The following is a 17,217-nucleotide window of genomic DNA, read 5'->3' as shown; positions in this document are numbered from 1 at the left end:
TCTATTCGGTTTTATTTGTTTTAAATTGGAAGATACTTTCGTGGAAATAGGTTTCGTGTGCTTGAATTATTGAGTTCGGAAAATGTTTTTGGTTGGGCGCGTCGGGATAGTTTTGTGTTTCAAAACAAATACCCGAAGTTTCACCATAGTTGGCAAAGTTCTTCCCAGCAAGGGTATTAAAGCAATTTCCTCCTACATATATATGTACTGCGGGTTGATTGGTAAATACGGTCAGCTTAATTTTTGTAGACGGACTGTACAGCACTGCTGCTAGAGGTTGAGCGAGCGTAAATGTATTGTCGATCGAACGCGGACAATTTTGAACCTCAGTGAAATTTAAGGCGGTATTTATTGTTGGCACAATCTTTCCTGTAGGAATACCGTCGGGTTTCGTTTCGAGATATGATTCCGAAAATACTTTTAGTTTTTGAGATAAAACCGACCGTCCATCGCCATCTAAATTGAAATAACTGTGCTGTGTGAGGTTTATAGCTGTTGGTTGATCTGGTGTTGCAGTAAATCGAACTTTTACGGCATTATCATCGGTTAAGACATAAGAAACAGTAACGCTTACCTCGGCGTTGTAATTAGCACTGTTGAGTTTTGTAACTATATTAAAGACTAATTGCTGTTCGTTGCTTTTTTCTGAGTCAAAATTCCAAATTTGGTTGCTCAGATTCTTAAAACCGCCATGAAGCTGGTGCGGTCCGTGATTTTGATCGAGCTGAACGATTTTCCCATTGAGTTCGAAAGAGGCCTGATCGATTCTTCCGGCATATAAACCAACGGCAGCTCCTAAATAAGGTGCATTGGGTAACGAAAATGAATTTTCATAATCGGCAGCCGAATCAAAACCCAAAACAACATCTATTTTTTCCGAATCTGAAATAGGAATTAACAGGTTTGTAATTGCTGCGCCATAACTCGAAACATTTAATTCGTAGCCGTTTGCATTCGATATTTTGTGTTTGAATACTTCGCGACCGTCGGCAAGCAAACCAAATGAGCTGGTAATTATTTCGGATTTAAATTGCGAAATGTAATTTTTCATGGCTGTTTTTTTCAACTATTTTCAAAAATAGACACATTTTGCTAAATTGCAGACCAGTACCTACCGGTTTTGCATAAAAACGCTACCGGTTTTTGAATTATGCGGATCATACAAGTAGATAAGGAGTCGGTCGTGCCGGCGTATAAACAGATTGTTTCTCAGGTAGAAATGGCGATTTTAAGTAAGCGCTTGTTTAAAGACGATCGTTTGCCTTCGGTAAATAAGGTTTGTTTGGAGAATAGAATTTCGCGCGATACAGTATTTCAAGCGTTCGATGAACTGAAGCGGCGCGGAATTATCTATGCCATAATGGGTAAAGGCTATTTTGTGAAGACAGTTGATTTCCAGCAAGGACTCCGTTATTTTCTTTTGTTTGATGAACTCAATGCGTTTAAGGAGCAGCTTTTTCAAGCATTTATTTCTTCTTTAGGAGAAAAGGCTCAAATAGATTTCTTTTTTCATCATTTCAATGCAAATATGTTTCGGAAGTTAATTCGCGATGCGAAGGGAAATTATGCGAAGTATATCTTGATGCCCTCGAATTTAACGGATATTGAAGATGTAATAGCGACGCTGCCAGTCTCCGACGTTTTTATCTTGGATCAGATTCGCGATTCGTTAGAAGGCTATCCGTCGATCTATCAAAATTTTTCAGCTGCCATGTATAATTCTCTATCGGAAGCAAAAGGAGCACTTATGAAATATCAGAAAATAAAATTGATTTTCACTAGTTATAAAGAACCGATTGGTATGGTGCGGGGATTTAAGCGTTTTTGTGAAGAAAACGACTTTTCTTATGAAATAGTGACAGACATAACGCAGTTTCGTTTAGAAGTACGCTGCGTTTACGTGGTGCCTAACGACGAAGATTTGGTGTTTATCATTGAAAGCTGTTTGGAGAAAGGCTTCCAAATAGGAGAGGATGTCGGGCTGATTTCTTATAACGACACGGCTTTAAAGCGGGTAGTTGCCAATGGAGTTACCACTATTTCCACCGATTTTGCTGCCATGGGAAAACGTTTGGCAGAGATGGTATGGGACCAAGAGCAGGTCAAAATTGAGAATCCAAGCCGACTAATAGTGCGGAAGTCGCTTTAAGGCAATGTGCTACTTTTTAGGTTTAATAACCAAAGCTTGTTTGTAGCTCTTTTTAAGTGCGAGAAGTTGTCGTTCTGCTTCTATGCGTGTTCGAAAATTCCCAACCCAAAGTTTATATAAAGGTGCGCTGAACGACACTACGGCATCTAAATCGGGGAATTGCTTCTTAAATTCCGACATTTTTTTCTTCAATTCCTCGCTTGTGCCCGTATAAATTTGAATGCGATAGGTGTCAGAAAAGTTAATAACACTAGCTATTTTCTGTCTCTCTTTTAGAATTTTGTTCACACTCTCTTCGGTGGAAGAACTTTGATTTTGTCCGTAACTAAAACAGCATGCGAATGTTAGCGCGATGAGTGTAATCTGAAACGTCTTTACTTGCATCGATAATGAGTTTAAACAAATGTAAAAATTAAATTTAACTTGAAAATAGTCGTTATTTAGAGTCGTTATAAATTATAAATTATCATAATTTTAAGGTTTTTCAAATTGGTGTTTCGTCGTATTTTTGCTCAAATTTTTGAGGGAGCGCTGTGTTTTGGTGAATTCTCAATAATTATACGCAAAAGACGATAATCAACTCTGATATGAAACTACCGGGTATTAGTCCTCTGATTTCAAAAACATCATTATTTACTTTATTACTATTGGTCGTGGCGCAATTTGCGACACAGGCTCAGGCTCCTGCGGCAGCTGCTCCTGCTGCTGCGCCGGCCGCTGCTGCTCCCGCTGCAGCTGCTGCTCCTGCTGGTGCTGGTGATCCTGTTGCAGGCAAGGCTTTATTTAACGCCAATTGTGCTGCTTGTCACAAATTAGATGCCAAGATGACTGGACCTGCACTTCGCGGTGTGGCTGAGCGTCTTGACAAAGAATTTCTTTACAAGTGGATCAAAAACAGTTCTGAGGTAATTAAATCTGGCGATGCATACGCTGTAAAAATCTTTAACGAATACAACAAATCGGTAATGACTGCTTTCCCGCAGTTAACAAATGCCGATATTGATAACATCTTGGCGTATACTTCCCAGCCAATTGAAGCTCCAACTACAACTGTTGCTGGTGCAGTTCCTGGCGGTCCTGCGGCGGAAGATGGAAGCACAAATGCAATCATACTAGGAGCGCTCATTTTAGTTTTAGCGATATTGATTTTCATGCTCGTTAAAGTTAATTCGGTACTTACGCAGATTGCTAAGAAAAACGGAACACTTCCTGAGCCAAAAGAAGCGGGTACGCCAATTTGGAAAGCGTATGCTCAAAATCAGTTCTTGGTATTAGTTACAGCTATTTTCTTGTTGCTGTCGAGTGCTTACTTCGTTTATGGGTATTTTATGCAAATAGGTGTTGATCAAGATTATGCGCCCATTCAACCAATACACTACTCTCACAAAATTCATGCTGGTGACAACGGTATCGATTGTAAATACTGTCACTCATCGGCTCGAGTTTCGAAACATGCGGGTATACCGTCACTAAATGTGTGTATGAACTGTCACAAAAACATCGCTGAATTCGTTGGTGATAAAGACTCAACATATACAGAATATTCAAAAGAGTTCTACACTGCTGAAATTCAAAAATTATATGATGCAGTAGGTTGGGATAAAACCAATCAGAAATATACTGGAAAAACGAAACCAGTTAAGTGGGTACGTATCCATAATCTTCCCGACTTCGCATACTTCAATCACTCTCAACACGTAACCGTAGCGGGCATCGAATGTCAGAAATGTCACGGTCCAGTTGAAACGTACGAAATACAAAAACAGTTTGCTCCGCTTACAATGGGATGGTGTATTAATTGCCACCGCGAAACAGAAGTAAAAACGGAAGGAAACGCGTATTACGACAAAATACACAAAGAGTTGTCTAAAAAGTACGGAGTAGCAAAATTAACTGCTGCACAAATGGGTGGATTAGAGTGCGGTAAGTGTCACTACTAGTCCTATACACAGAGTAAAATAATAAAGTTTCTAGCCTAACATCGAAAAGAATGTCATCAAATAAAAAATACTGGAAAAGTGTTGAAGAGCTAAATGAAAATAGTTCTATTGTTGACGCATTGAGAAGCAATGAGTTTGTAGAAGAAATTCCAACAGATTCGTTTTTAGGAAATGCAGATAAACTAAATGCTACCGGAACCTCTAGACGAGATTTTCTAAAGTTCGTAGGTTTCTCTACTGCAGCGGCAACATTGGCAGCTTGCGAAGGTCCGGTTCACAAATCGATTCCTTATGTTGTGCAACCAGAATCAGTGATTCCAGGTGTAGCAGATTATTACGCTACAACTGTTTTCGATGGTTACGATTTTGCCAACGTTTTGGTGAAAACGAGAGAAGGCCGACCAATTAAAATCGAAAACAATAAAACGGCAGGTGCTACTTTCTCGGCAAATGCACGTGTTCATGCTTCGATTTTAGGTCTTTACGATAATTACAGAATCAAACAACCTACGATCAAAGGTAAAACTGCCGATTTCGATACGGTTAGTAATGCCATTTCGAAAGCCTTAGCTGATGCAAAGACCGCTGGAAAACAGGTTGTTTTGTTGACTCCGACAATCGCTAGTCCGACAACTTTTAAACTAATTGCAGAATTTATCGCTGCAAACCCAACAGCAAAACACGTAATGTACGATGCTGTTTCTTCTTCGGCAGCTCTAGACGCCTATCAGCAAGCCTTCGGAACAAGAGGTTTGGTTGATTACGATTTGTCGAAAGCAGATGTAGTTGTGGGAATTGGTGCCGATTTCCTTGGCGATTGGCAAGGTGGAGGTTACGAAAAAGGATACACATCGAAACGTGTTCCGAAAAATGGAAAAATGTCAAAGCATTTCCAGTTTGAAGCGAACATGACTTTATCTGGCGCATCTGCCGACAAGCGTGTACCAATGTCAAATTACCAGCAAATTCAAGCACTTTTAACTGTTTACGGTGTAGTTACTGGAACAGGAGTGAGTGGTAACGTTGATGCAAAACACAAAGACGCTGTGTCAAAAGCAGCTCAACAATTAAAAGCAGCTGGTTCCAAAGGTGTTTTATTGTGTGGAATCGACGATAAAAATGCACAATTATTAGCATTAGCTATAAATGCTGCGCTTACTTCTGAAGCTTACACTACTGCGGGAACTAGATTAGTTCGCCAAGGCTCAAATGCTGCAATAGCACAAGTATTACAAGAAATGAATGCTGGAAATGTGGGTGTATTGATTACATCACACGTAAACCCGGTTTATTCTTTACCAAAATCATACGGCTTCGAAGCTGCAATGAAGAAAGTTCCAACTTCAGTATTCATAGGTTTACGTTCTGATGAAACTGCTGTTGCTTCTTCAATTGTCATTGGTTCAAACCACTACCTAGAATCTTGGGGTGATTACTCATTGTTGAAGGGAAGCTATGCTTTAGCACAGCCTACTATTCGTCCACTTTTTTCTGCTAACAAACAGTTTGAAGATGTTTTATTGGCTTTAACAGGTCGCAAAAATCTTTCATATTACGATTATCTTAAAGCTAATTTCCCGGTAGTTTCTGGTGGATTAAGCTGGGGTAAAGTTCTACACGATGGTGTAAACGGAACGTATGCAATAGGTCAGTCAACAGGTGTTGCTGTTGGAGATGCTGTTACTGTTTTATCTGCTGCGAAAAGCGAAGGTCCTTACGAATTGAATTTATATTCTAAAGTAGGGATGGGCGATGGTCAACATGCCAATAACCCGTGGTTACAAGAGTTCCCAGATCCAATTACTAGAGTGTCTTGGGATAACTACGTAACTGTTTCAAAAGCCGACGCTGATAAGTTAGGTTTGGTGAATTTAAATGTTGCAAACGGAGGTTTGAACGGTTCCTATGTTAACTTAACTGTAGGATCTGCGAAATTGGAGAAAGTTCCAGTAATCATTCAGCCAGGTCAAGCTCCAGGTACAATTGGTCTTTCTTTCGGTTATGGTAAGAAAGAAGGATTAAAAGAGGAGATGCAAGTGGGTAGCAACGCATTTGTGTTGTACCAAAATTTTAAATCTACAGTACCTGTAAGTATATCTAAAGCTGACGGTGAGCACGAATTTGCTTGCGTTCAGTTACATAAAACCTTGATGGGTCGTGGCGATATTGTAAAGGAAACTACACTTGAAATCTTCAGAACAGAAGACGCTTCTAAATGGAACGTTGCTCCGATGGTTTCTCTAGATCACAGTCCAGTCAAAGCTGTTGAAGTTGATTTGTGGGATTCTTTCGATCGTTCTACTGGGCATCACTTCAACTTATCAATCGACTTAAATGCATGTACAGGTTGTGGCGCTTGCGTTATCGCATGTCATGCTGAGAATAATGTTCCTGTTGTTGGAAAGTCGGAAGTGAGAAGGAGCCGCGATATGCATTGGCTGCGTATCGACAGATACTACTCAAGTGAAACGACTTTCGAGGGTGATAACGAAAAGAAAGAAGGGTTTGACGGATTAACAGGAGATAAAGGATCCTTAGGTGGTTTCTTAGAATTAGAATCTGCTTCGGAGAATCCACAGGTAGCTTTCCAACCTGTAATGTGTCAGCACTGTAATCATGCGCCTTGTGAAACTGTTTGTCCGGTTGCCGCAACATCGCATAGCCGTCAAGGACAAAACCACATGGCTTACAACCGTTGTGTGGGAACGCGTTATTGCGCCAACAACTGTCCATATAAAGTAAGAAGATTCAACTGGTTCTTGTATAATAACAACGACGAGTTTGATTTCCACATGAACGATGATTTAGGAAAAATGGTTCTAAATCCAGACGTTAATGTTCGTTCACGTGGAGTTATGGAAAAATGTTCGATGTGTATCCAAATGACTCAAGCTACTATCTTAGAAGCTAAACGTTCAGGCAGAGAAGTTCGTGCAGACGAATTTGAAACCGCTTGTTCGGCAGCATGTTCTTCCGGTGCTATGAAGTTTGGAGATGTAAATAACAAAGACAGCGAAGTTGCTTCATTGTTGAAAGATGAGCGCATGTATCATTTGTTAGAGCACGTCGGGACAAAACCAAACGTGATGTATCATGTTAAGGTTAGAAACGTTTAATTGACTATTAAGTAATATCATAAAGGAAATATGTCGTCTCACTACGAAGCACCCATCAGAAAACCTTTAGTAATTGGTGATAAATCTTATCACGACGTGACTGTTGATGTTGCTGCGCCTGTTGAAGGTAAAGCAAACAAGCAATGGTGGACTGTCTTTCTTATTGCACTCACTGCTTTTCTGTGGGGAGTTGGTTGTATAACTTATACCATTTCTACAGGTATTGGAACCTGGGGATTGAACAAAACAATTGGTTGGGCTTGGGACATCACCAACTTCGTTTGGTGGGTTGGTATTGGTCATGCAGGAACACTTATCTCGGCTGTACTTCTTTTATTCCGTCAGAAATGGAGAATGGCAATCAACCGATCTGCAGAAGCGATGACTATCTTCTCAGTTGTTCAAGCTGGTTTGTTCCCAATCATTCACATGGGTCGTCCTTGGTTAGCATACTGGGTACTTCCAATTCCAAACCAATTTGGTTCGTTATGGGTTAACTTTAATTCGCCGCTTCTTTGGGACGTATTCGCGATTTCAACATATCTCTCCGTTTCATTAGTTTTCTGGTGGACAGGTTTACTTCCTGACTTTGCTATGATTCGCGACCGCGCTGTAACGCCATTCAATAAAAGAATCTACTCAATACTGTCATTTGGTTGGTCAGGTAGAGCTAAAGACTGGCAACGTTTTGAAGAAGTGTCTTTGGTACTTGCAGGTTTAGCTACTCCACTTGTACTTTCCGTACACACAATCGTATCATTTGACTTTGCTACCTCGGTAATTCCAGGATGGCATACTACGATTTTCCCACCGTATTTCGTTGCTGGTGCAGTATTCTCAGGTTTTGCGATGGTTAATACGCTTCTTATCATCATGAGAAAGGTATCTAATCTTGAAGCATACATTACCATACAGCATATCGAATTGATGAACATTATCATCATGATTACTGGTTCGATTGTAGGTGTTGCTTACATCACTGAGTTATTTATTGCTTGGTATTCAGGTGTAGAATTTGAGCAATATGCGTTTTTAAATCGTGCAACTGGACCTTACTGGTGGGCATACTGGTCGATGATGACTTGTAATGTGTTTTCACCGCAGTTCATGTGGTTTAAGAAATTAAGAACGAGCATCATGTTCTCATTCGTTATTTCGATTGTAGTAAACATCGGTATGTGGTTCGAGCGTTTCGTAATTATCGTTACTTCGCTACACAGAGATTATTTACCATCAGCTTGGACAATGTTCTCTCCGACTTTTGTAGATATTGGAATCTTCATAGGTACAATTGGATTTTTCTTTGTGTTGTTTTTATTGTATGCTCGTGCTTTCCCAGTTATCGCTCAAGCAGAAGTTAAGACAATTTTGAAGTCATCTGGAGAATATTACAAAAAGAGAAGAGAAGCAAATAAAGACGTACACCATGACTAATAAAGTTATTCACGCCATTTATAACGACGACGATGTCTTAATGGATGCAGTAAAAGCAACCCGTGCGGCGCATCATCATATAGAAGAAGTTTACACACCTTTCCCTGTTCACGGACTAGACAAAGCAATGGGATTGGCTCCAACTCGGTTAGCGATCTGCGCTTTCCTTTACGGTGTTTGTGGGATCAGTTTCGCAACTTGGATGATGAGAAATATCATGATTGTTGATTGGCCACAGGACATAGGAGGCAAGCCAAGTTTTAGTTATATCGAAAATATGCCGGCTTTTGTGCCTGTTATGTTTGAGATGACCGTATTTTTCGCTGCGCACTTAATGGTAATAACATTTTACATGAGAAGTAAATTGTGGCCTTTTAAGGAAGCTGAAAATCCAGATGTTAGAACTACCGATGATCATTTCCTTATGGAAGTTGAACTAAAAGGTTCAGAAGAAGAAGCCGTGAGTTTCTTTAAATCTACTGGAGCTGTCGAAGTTAAAGTTATAGAAAAGCACTAATTCAGCCATGAAACATATATTAAAGATTAGTTCCATTTTTGCTTTGGTTGTTTTGTTGACCTCTTGTCATGATAAGAAGAGTCCGAACTACCAGTACTTTCCTAACATGTACGAGTCTGTTGGCTACGAAACTTATTCTGAGTCTAGTGCTTTTAAAAATGGTCAAGAAGCGCAGCTTCCACCAAACGGTACCTTGAAAAGAGGTGCAGAAATTTACGATTTGCCAAATACGACTGCAGGTTACGATGCATCTAAATTAGTTGTGACTTCACCTCTAGATTCTACGCAGGTGGATATGAAAAAAGCTGAGGAACTTTACAACGTGTATTGTGCCATTTGTCACGGCGAAAAAGGAAACGGACAAGGAAACCTTGTAAAAAGAGAAAAGCTTTTGGGTATTCCGAGCTATAAAGATAGAGTTATCACTGTAGGTAGTGTTTTCCATGTTCAGACGTTTGGTTTGAATTCAATGGGATCATACGCGAACCAACTAGATGCTAAAGAGCGTTGGATGGTGGCTGCCTATGTTATGAAATTAAAAAGCGAACTGTAATATCTTAATTTACTGAACTACGGATTATGTACACTATATCACGCAATCTTAGAATAACAGCAATTCTCCTGATCATACTCGGAGGAATAGGTATTGCAGTGGGCTTTATGCAAGCTCCAAAGACTATTGAACAAGCTCAAGAAATTATTGCAAAAAATAGCGAGCATGGCGGTCATGGCGAAGCTCACGGTGCTGCACATACTGCAGGTCATGGGGATGCTCACGCAGCATCAAAAGAGGTAGCTCACAAAGATGCCGCTCATACTGAGGAAGCTAAACATGAAGGTGTTGCACACGAAAATGTAGCACACAAAGAAGATACTATTAAAAAATCTGTCGATACTGCAGTAGTTGCTGCAGCTGACGTGAAGTCTTCTGAAAGCATTGTAGCAAAAGATACCGCAGTAGCTCCGGTTGCTCCAGTAGCCCATGAAAATGCAGCAAAAAAAGACATTCATGCCGCACATGAAGATCACGCAGCTCACCAAGCACATTTAGAGCATCAATTCCACCAATTGAAAAACAAGCCATGGGCAGCGTTGTATGTTGCGTGTATTTTTGTGATGTTGATCTCATTAGGTGTCCTTGTATTTTACGCAATTCAACAAGTAGCGCAAGCAGGATGGTCTCCAGTGCTGTTTCGCGTTATGCAAGGAATCACCGCATATTTACCAGTAGGTTCTATTATTTTCTTTGTTATATTGGTTTTATCTGCTATGCACTTCAACCATTTATTTGTATGGATGGATGAAGAAGTTGTAAAGAATGACAAATTGATCCAAGCCAAGTCAGGATATTTGAATCCGACATTCTGGTTGATTCGCGCGGCTATTTTCTTGATCGGATGGAATCTCTATCGCTATCTGTCTAGAAAGAATTGTTTAGCACAAGATGCTGCTTCTGATGACAGTTTCTACAAAAAGAATTTTAAACTTTCGGCTGGGTTCTTAGTGTTTTTTATCGTGAGCGAGTCTATTATGGCTTGGGATTGGATTATGTCATTCGATCCCCACTGGTTCAGTACACTTTTTGGCTGGTATGTGTTCGCTAGTTTCTTCGTAAGTGGAATTACTACAATTGCATTAGTTACACTTTACCTACAATCAGTTGGTGAGTTGAAATTCGTGAATAGCAGCCACGTTCATGATTTAGCGAAATTTATGTTTGGTATCAGCGTATTTTGGACGTACCTATGGTTCTCGCAGTTCATGTTGATTTGGTATGCAAACATTCCAGAAGAAGTTACCTACTTCGTTCAACGAATCGAAGATTACAACCTACCATTCTTCGGAATGCTCGTAATGAATTTCCTTTTCCCATTATTGATTCTAATCAATACCGATTTCAAACGCATCAAATGGGTTATCGTAATGGCAGGTATCGTAATCTTGTTAGGTCACTACGTTGACTTCTTTAACATGATAATGCCATCGGCAGTTGGAGACCAGTGGTTCATCGGAATTCCTGAGATTGGCGCACTCATGTTCTTTGTAGGTCTGTTCCTTTTGGTTGTATTTACAGCGCTTGGAAAAGCAGATTTACTCGTGAAGCGCAATCCATTTATTGAAGAAAGTAAGCATTTTCATTATTAATTTTAAAGATTTAAACAGATGCAAAGTTTGTTGGTAATTATTGTCGTAGCCTTGTTGGGGATTGCTGTTTGGCAACTGACAAAGATATTTCAGTTAACACAGGCCAGGAAAGGTGGTTACGACGATTCTCAAATCGCAAATGACAAAGACAACAATATCCAAGGTTACCTCATGTTCGGTTTCTTGGCGTTCATCTATATCTTTACAATTTACGGTTTATTGAAATGGGGTCACTTAGTCCTTTCTAACCCAGCTTCAGAGCACGGTAAAGACATCGACCAGTTGATGAATATAACTTGGGTGGTTATCTTTATCGTTCAAGCAGTGACTCAAGTGTTGCTTCACTATTTTGCTTTTAAGTACAGAGGCAAAAAAGGCAATGTAGCTCTTTATTTTGCAGATAACGATCGCCTAGAATTCATTTGGTCTGTTATTCCTGCGATTGTTTTGGCCGGTCTTATTTTATACGGACTTTACGCTTGGAACAATATCATGTTCGTTGATGAAGAAGATGACGTTATGATTGTTGAAGTATATGCAAAGCAATTTGGTTGGGAAGTTCGTTATGCTGGAAATGATAACGAGCTTGGAAAAGCAAACGTTCGTTATATCGAAGGTATAAATAGCATGGGTGTTGATATGTCGGATCCTAATGCCCAAGATGATAAAACGGTAACGGGCGAATTCCATGTTCCAAAAGGTAAGAAAATTTTGTTCAAGTTTAGAAGTCAGGATGTATTGCACTCAGCGTATATGCCACACTTTAGAGCGCAGATGAACTGTGTTCCAGGAATGGTTACGCAATTCGCCTTCACTCCAACGCTAACTACGGACGAAATGCGCAATGATCCAAAAATGATTGAGAAAGTTGCCAACATCAATAAAATCCGAATCCAAAAAAGTAATGAATTAAAGGCTGAAGGTAAGGCGCCTCTTGATCCTTACATCTTTGATTACTTGCTTTTGTGTAACAAGATTTGTGGTGCTTCGCATTATAACATGCAAATTAAACTTGTTGTAGACACGCCGGCCGACTTCAAACAATGGCTTGATGCTAAACCTACTTTAGCGCAAGCTGTGAAAGAAGCAAAAGCTGCCGAGGAAGCTCCTGCTGAAGGTGCTGCCCCTGCAACAGAACCAGCTGCGGCTCCAGCCGATGCTCCAAAAACAATGGCTCAAGTTTTAAGAAAATAATTTAAAAGTATAATATTATGTCAGCAGCGCACGCACACGACCACGCATTGGATCACGCTCACGACCATGAGCACCACCACAAGGATACTTTTATTACAAAATACATCTTTAGTATTGACCACAAAATGATCGCCAAACAGTACCTGATTACTGGTATCATTATGGGTGTAATAGGTATTGGAATGTCTTTATTGTTCAGAATGCAGTTAGCATGGCCTGAGCAATCTTTTAAAGTTTTTAGTTTCTTTTTAGGTGATGATTTCGCACCAAACGGTGTTATGCGAAATGACATCTATCTGGCTTTAGTTACCATTCACGGTACCATTATGGTATTCTTTGTTCTTACCGCTGGTTTAAGTGGTACGTTTAGTAACTTACTTATTCCACTGCAATGTGGAGCACGAGATATGGCGTCCGGTTTTATGAATATGATTTCATACTGGTTATTCTTCTTATCAAGTGTAATCATGGTGTCGAGCTTATTTGTTGAATCAGGGCCAGCTTCTGCCGGTTGGACAATTTACCCACCGCTTTCTGCAGTACCACAAGCAATTCCGGGTTCAGGAACAGGTATGACGTTATGGTTAGTTTCGATGGCAATTTTCATCGCCTCGTCTTTGATGGGTTCATTAAACTACGTTGTAACTGTAATCAACCTGAGAACTAAAGGTATGTCGATGACACGCTTGCCGCTTACCATATGGGCCTTCTTTATCACAGCTGTTATCGGTATTATCTCGTTCCCTGTTCTTTTATCTGCTGCTTTATTGTTGATTATGGACAGAAGTTTTGGAACGTCTTTCTTCTTATCAGATATTTATATTGCTGGAGAAGTACTGCACTACCAAGGTGGTTCACCAGTATTGTTCGAGCACCTTTTCTGGTTCCTCGGACACCCTGAGGTATACATCGTATTATTACCAGCTTTAGGTATCACTTCTGAAATTATTGCAACAAATTCACGTAAACCAATTTTTGGTTACCGTGCTATGATTGCTTCGATTTTAGCAATTGCGTTCCTTTCAACTATCGTATGGGGGCACCACATGTTTATTTCAGGTATGAACCCATTCTTAGGATCGGTATTTACCTTCACAACTCTTTTGATTGCGATTCCTTCGGCAGTAAAAGCGTTTAATTACATTACTACTTTGTGGAAAGGAAATCTACAGCTGAACCCTGCGATGTTGTTCTCAATCGGATTGGTTTCAACATTTATTACAGGTGGTTTAACAGGTATCATCCTTGGTGATAGCACGCTCGACATTAACGTTCACGATACGTATTTCGTTGTGGCGCACTTCCACTTAGTAATGGGTATCTCAGCACTTTACGGTTTATTCGCGGGTGTGTACCACTGGTTCCCAAGAATGTACGGGCGTATGATGAATAAAAACTTAGGTTACATTCACTTCTGGGTAACTGCGGTTTGTGCTTACGGAGTTTTCTTCCCGATGCACTTTATTGGTATGGCTGGTTTACCACGTCGTTACTATACCAACACAAACTTCCCATTATTTGATGACCTACAAAACGTAAACGTACTTATTACGGTTTTTGCTTTAGTAGGTGGCGCTTTCCAGTTGGTGTTCTTGTATAACTTCTTCCATTCCATGTTCTATGGTAAGAAAACAGAACAAAACCCATGGAGATCTAACACACTCGAGTGGACAGCACCAGTGGAGCATATGCACGGAAACTGGCCAGGAGAAATTCCTGAAGTACACAGATGGCCTTACGATTACAGTAAGCCTGGACACGACGATGATTTCGTACCACAGAACGTTCCGATGAAACCAGGTGAACAAGTTCTGAATCACTAATACAAAGGCCTTTCATTTGAAAGGCCTTTTTTCTGTATATTTATTTCATTTTAGCTATGGAACAAAAGAAATATACCAACGGTGAAGTCACTATAGTATGGCAACCGAAATTGTGCATACATGCGGCGTTTTGCGCTAAAGAACTTCCAGCTGTTTTCAAGCCTAAGGATAAACCTTGGATCCAACCCGAAAACGCAAGCACAGCTGATATAGTTAACCAAGTGAAACGGTGCCCTTCAGGAGCATTATCCTATTACATGAATACCGACGAGAATGCAAGTAATACAAAATAAGGAAGCTTCGCGTTTCGAAACGTCGATCGATGGTGAAACGGCTTTCATCGAATATGTCGAAAAGCCCGGCGCAGTATTGCTGCTTACACACACCTGCGTTCCCCGACAGATTGCCGGCCGAGGTGTAGGTACTAAACTAGTCGTCGAAACATTAGAGCTCATTCGTCGGCTCGAATTCAAAATCGTGCCTCTTTGTCCGTTTATAGTTGCCTACCTTAAAAAGACAAACGATTTTCAAGATATTATTGCACCAAAACTTCACTAATAGTTTGCTAATAGTTTATGAATCAAAATTTAGACCCAACCGATAATCATTTCTCGCCCGAAGAACTCGACCTCGAGAAGAAACTGCGTCCGCTTAGTTTCGATGATTTCGCGGGTCAAGATCAAGTGCTCGAAAACCTGAAAGTATTCGTTAAAGCCGCAAATTTGCGAGGCGAAGCGCTCGATCATGCCCTCTTTCACGGTCCGCCTGGATTAGGGAAAACGACTTTGGCTAATATCCTAGCCAACGAACTTGGTGTGGGTATAAAAATCACTTCAGGTCCGGTACTTGATAAACCCGGTGATCTAGCAGGTTTACTAACAAACCTCGAAGAACGCGACGTGCTTTTTATCGACGAAATCCATCGCTTAAGTCCAGTGGTGGAAGAGTATTTGTATTCTGCCATGGAAGATTTCAAGATTGATATCATGATCGAATCGGGTCCTAATGCCAGATCCGTTCAAATCAATCTTAACCCATTTACGCTTGTCGGTGCCACCACACGTTCGGGATTACTCACTGCGCCTATGCGTGCTCGTTTCGGGATTCAAAGTCGATTACAGTATTACAATAAAGAGTTGCTCAGTACGATCATCGAACGAAGTGCTGGCATTATTAAAACGCCCATTACAACCGATGCTGCGATCGAAATCGCTGGCCGAAGTCGTGGAACTCCACGTATTGCAAACGCACTTTTACGTCGTGTTCGCGATTTTGCACAAATTAAAGGAAACGGCACCATCGATATCGAAATTGCACGCTATGCATTAAAAGCTTTGCATGTAGATGCGTTCGGTCTTGACGAAATGGACAATAAAATTCTATCGACCATCATCGATAAGTACAAAGGTGGTCCTGTCGGACTGTCTACGCTGGCAACAGCAGTGAGTGAAAGCGCCGAAACTATCGAGGAAGTATATGAGCCGTTTCTTATTCAAGAAGGTTTTATTATGCGTACACCACGCGGACGAGAAGTAACCGACAAAGCATTCCAGCATCTAGGAAAATCGCGTCCAAACGCGCAGGGCAGCCTTTTTTAACTCGTTTTAAAGTCGGTTTTCATGGATTACAGCGCACTAATTAAAACAAAAGCCGCAGAGCTTGGATTTTTGTCCTGCGGTTTTTCGCGTGCCGAATTTCTGGAAACCGAAGCACCTCGCCTCGAATCGTGGCTCAAAAATAAGTACCAAGGCGAAATGTCGTATATGAATAATCATTTCGATATGCGCCTCGACCCGCGTTTGCTTGTTCCAGGCGCGAAAACGGTAATTTCACTGTTACTCAATTATTTTCCCGAGAAAACACAGGTTTCAGACTCGTTCAAGGTCTCTAAATACGCCTACGGAACCGATTATCATTTCGTGATAAAAGACAAGCTTAAAGAGCTCTTGCGTTTTATGCGCGCGGAAATCGGTGAGATAAACGGACGCGCGTTCGTCGATTCGGCGCCGGTGCTCGACAAAGCCTGGGCGGCAAAATCGGGCTTAGGATGGATCGGCAAAAACAGTAATTTAATTACCAAAAGTGTCGGCTCGTTTTATTTTATCGCGGAACTGATTGTAGATCTCGAATTGCCACCAGACACGCCTGTAACCGACCATTGTGGTACTTGCACAGCTTGCATCGACGCCTGCCCTACCCAAGCTATCGTGGCACCTTACGTGGTTGATGGCAGTAAGTGTATTTCGTATTTTACAATTGAATTAAAGTCGCATCTTCCCATTTCCGACGAAGTAAATCTAGACAATTGGGCATTTGGTTGCGATGTTTGCCAAGACGTTTGCCCTTGGAATAAGTTCAGTAAACCACACAACGAACCCCTGTTTTTGCCCAACGCAAAGATTTTGGAAATGTCTAAAAAAGAGTGGCTAGAACTTACTGAAGATACATTTTCGGAAATTTTCCGCAAGTCGCCGCTCGAACGACCCGGTTATGCGGGTTTAAAGCGAAATCTAGAAAAGTTGATCTGATTTTTTTATTTGGGTGTGCCGGCGCTCAACGTAACAAACCCACAAAGTGCCCGTGCAAGCTTTTCCAATTAACAAACACACCAACGCATGTTAATCGAATTTGGACGTGCCTTAGCGCCGTCGCGTGCTCCACTGTATCTTTTAGGCCATTATTTAGTGGAAATTCGAGTACGCCTAAAAGGATGCCGTTGCGCCCGCTCACACGGGAAAAGTATTAAGATGGGAGTATTAAGTATTAAGATAGAAGATTTAAGATTGAAAGTGCTGAGATCAATCGACGTTTATTCTTGATTGCAATCAAAATCTATTTTGGTTGAAAAATTATAGAGCCGAAAAAGGACTAAACGGATTTGCAAAAATCCATTCGTAAT

General features: G+C 40.8%; 15 protein-coding genes. 13 read left to right on the top strand and 2 right to left on the bottom strand.

What is annotated here, in order from left to right; translation table 11 throughout:
• Position 1 precedes the first annotated feature (1 nt).
• Complete coding sequence (locus tag Q0064_RS11735) at positions 2-1,051, bottom strand: aldose epimerase family protein (protein WP_298148412.1); 1,050 nt, start codon at positions 1,049-1,051, stop codon at positions 2-4.
• 99 nt (positions 1,052-1,150) lie between these two features.
• Here Q0064_RS11735 and Q0064_RS11730 point away from each other — a divergent pair, with 99 nt between their 5' ends.
• Positions 1,151-2,149, top strand: coding sequence for a substrate-binding domain-containing protein (locus tag Q0064_RS11730; protein ID WP_298148411.1), 999 nt, complete (start codon positions 1,151-1,153; stop codon positions 2,147-2,149).
• Between the two features lie 9 nt (positions 2,150-2,158).
• On the opposite strand, the gene Q0064_RS11725 is transcribed toward Q0064_RS11730, so the two are convergent.
• Positions 2,159-2,533: an SPOR domain-containing protein gene (locus Q0064_RS11725; RefSeq protein ID WP_165764476.1), complete on the bottom strand. Its 375-nt coding sequence runs from the start codon at positions 2,531-2,533 to the stop codon at positions 2,159-2,161.
• A gap of 203 nt (positions 2,534-2,736) precedes the next feature.
• Here Q0064_RS11725 and Q0064_RS11720 point away from each other — a divergent pair, with 203 nt between their 5' ends.
• Genes Q0064_RS11720 through queG form a run of 12 tightly spaced genes read left to right on the top strand, consistent with a single transcriptional unit; the run spans position 2,737 to position 16,846 of the window.
• On the top strand, positions 2,737-4,089 hold the full coding sequence (locus Q0064_RS11720; RefSeq protein ID WP_298148410.1) for a c-type cytochrome: 1,353 nt from the start codon (positions 2,737-2,739) through the stop codon (positions 4,087-4,089).
• A gap of 50 nt (positions 4,090-4,139) precedes the next feature.
• Positions 4,140-7,205 carry a TAT-variant-translocated molybdopterin oxidoreductase gene (locus Q0064_RS11715; RefSeq protein ID WP_298148409.1) on the top strand — a complete coding sequence of 1,022 codons (3,066 nt, stop codon included), beginning with the start codon at positions 4,140-4,142 and terminating at the stop codon, positions 7,203-7,205.
• Positions 7,206-7,235: 30 nt separating this feature from the next.
• Positions 7,236-8,639 (top strand): NrfD/PsrC family molybdoenzyme membrane anchor subunit, encoded by a 1,404-nt coding sequence (nrfD, locus tag Q0064_RS11710; protein WP_094486408.1) that lies wholly within the window; start codon positions 7,236-7,238, stop codon positions 8,637-8,639.
• On the top strand, positions 8,632-9,156 hold the full coding sequence (locus tag Q0064_RS11705) for a DUF3341 domain-containing protein (protein ID WP_298148408.1): 525 nt from the start codon (positions 8,632-8,634) through the stop codon (positions 9,154-9,156). Before nrfD ends, Q0064_RS11705 begins: the two co-directional genes overlap by 8 nt.
• Before the next feature lie 7 nt (positions 9,157-9,163).
• Positions 9,164-9,709: a cytochrome c gene (locus Q0064_RS11700; RefSeq protein ID WP_094486410.1), complete on the top strand. Its 546-nt coding sequence runs from the start codon at positions 9,164-9,166 to the stop codon at positions 9,707-9,709.
• 26 nt (positions 9,710-9,735) lie between these two features.
• On the top strand, positions 9,736-11,301 hold the full coding sequence (locus Q0064_RS11695) for a quinol:cytochrome C oxidoreductase (RefSeq protein WP_298148407.1): 1,566 nt from the start codon (positions 9,736-9,738) through the stop codon (positions 11,299-11,301).
• Between the two features lie 18 nt (positions 11,302-11,319).
• Complete coding sequence (locus tag Q0064_RS11690; protein ID WP_298148406.1) at positions 11,320-12,495, top strand: cytochrome c oxidase subunit II; 1,176 nt, start codon at positions 11,320-11,322, stop codon at positions 12,493-12,495.
• A gap of 17 nt (positions 12,496-12,512) precedes the next feature.
• Positions 12,513-14,318, top strand: a complete 1,806-nt coding sequence (locus tag Q0064_RS11685; RefSeq protein ID WP_298148405.1) for a cbb3-type cytochrome c oxidase subunit I — start codon at positions 12,513-12,515, stop codon at positions 14,316-14,318.
• Between the two features lie 56 nt (positions 14,319-14,374).
• Complete coding sequence (locus Q0064_RS11680) at positions 14,375-14,611, top strand: (4Fe-4S)-binding protein (RefSeq protein WP_298148404.1); 237 nt, start codon at positions 14,375-14,377, stop codon at positions 14,609-14,611.
• Positions 14,592-14,876 (top strand): GNAT family N-acetyltransferase, encoded by a 285-nt coding sequence (locus tag Q0064_RS11675; RefSeq protein ID WP_298148403.1) that lies wholly within the window; start codon positions 14,592-14,594, stop codon positions 14,874-14,876. The genes Q0064_RS11680 and Q0064_RS11675 overlap by 20 nt, the downstream gene beginning before the upstream one ends.
• A gap of 17 nt (positions 14,877-14,893) precedes the next feature.
• Entirely contained in the window at positions 14,894-15,916 is a 1,023-nt protein-coding gene (gene ruvB, locus Q0064_RS11670) for a Holliday junction branch migration DNA helicase RuvB (protein ID WP_298148402.1), read from the top strand.
• Between the two features lie 21 nt (positions 15,917-15,937).
• Positions 15,938-16,846 carry a tRNA epoxyqueuosine(34) reductase QueG gene (gene queG, locus Q0064_RS11665; protein WP_298148401.1) on the top strand — a complete coding sequence of 303 codons (909 nt, stop codon included), beginning with the start codon at positions 15,938-15,940 and terminating at the stop codon, positions 16,844-16,846.
• Positions 16,847-17,217 lie beyond the last annotated feature (371 nt).

Origin of the sequence: Flavobacterium sp., assembly GCF_027490375.1 — a bacterium.
Lineage (GTDB): Bacteria > Bacteroidota > Bacteroidia > Flavobacteriales > Flavobacteriaceae > Flavobacterium.
The sequence above is the reverse complement of the archived record's forward strand: the minus strand, read 5'-3'. Positions and strand labels throughout refer to the sequence as shown.

What these genes read in the sequence shown, in the direction of transcription:
- Q0064_RS11720 (WP_298148410.1), top strand. Translation starts at nt 2,737, where the DNA reads ATGAAACTACCGGGTATTAGTCCTCTGATTTCAAAAACATCATTATTT.
- Q0064_RS11705 (WP_298148408.1), top strand. Translation starts at nt 8,632, where the DNA reads ATGACTAATAAAGTTATTCACGCCATTTATAACGACGACGATGTCTTA.
- Q0064_RS11685 (WP_298148405.1), top strand. Translation starts at nt 12,513, where the DNA reads ATGTCAGCAGCGCACGCACACGACCACGCATTGGATCACGCTCACGAC.
- Q0064_RS11735 (WP_298148412.1), bottom strand. Translation starts at nt 1,051, where the DNA reads ATGAAAAATTACATTTCGCAATTTAAATCCGAAATAATTACCAGCTCA.
- Q0064_RS11680 (WP_298148404.1), top strand. Translation starts at nt 14,375, where the DNA reads ATGGAACAAAAGAAATATACCAACGGTGAAGTCACTATAGTATGGCAA.
- Q0064_RS11690 (WP_298148406.1), top strand. Translation starts at nt 11,320, where the DNA reads ATGCAAAGTTTGTTGGTAATTATTGTCGTAGCCTTGTTGGGGATTGCT.
- Q0064_RS11730 (WP_298148411.1), top strand. Translation starts at nt 1,151, where the DNA reads ATGCGGATCATACAAGTAGATAAGGAGTCGGTCGTGCCGGCGTATAAA.
- Q0064_RS11700 (WP_094486410.1), top strand. Translation starts at nt 9,164, where the DNA reads ATGAAACATATATTAAAGATTAGTTCCATTTTTGCTTTGGTTGTTTTG.
- Q0064_RS11715 (WP_298148409.1), top strand. Translation starts at nt 4,140, where the DNA reads ATGTCATCAAATAAAAAATACTGGAAAAGTGTTGAAGAGCTAAATGAA.
- Q0064_RS11695 (WP_298148407.1), top strand. Translation starts at nt 9,736, where the DNA reads ATGTACACTATATCACGCAATCTTAGAATAACAGCAATTCTCCTGATC.
- nrfD (WP_094486408.1), top strand. Translation starts at nt 7,236, where the DNA reads ATGTCGTCTCACTACGAAGCACCCATCAGAAAACCTTTAGTAATTGGT.
- Q0064_RS11725 (WP_165764476.1), bottom strand. Translation starts at nt 2,533, where the DNA reads ATGCAAGTAAAGACGTTTCAGATTACACTCATCGCGCTAACATTCGCA.
- queG (WP_298148401.1), top strand. Translation starts at nt 15,938, where the DNA reads ATGGATTACAGCGCACTAATTAAAACAAAAGCCGCAGAGCTTGGATTT.
- Q0064_RS11675 (WP_298148403.1), top strand. Translation starts at nt 14,592, where the DNA reads ATGCAAGTAATACAAAATAAGGAAGCTTCGCGTTTCGAAACGTCGATC.
- ruvB (WP_298148402.1), top strand. Translation starts at nt 14,894, where the DNA reads ATGAATCAAAATTTAGACCCAACCGATAATCATTTCTCGCCCGAAGAA.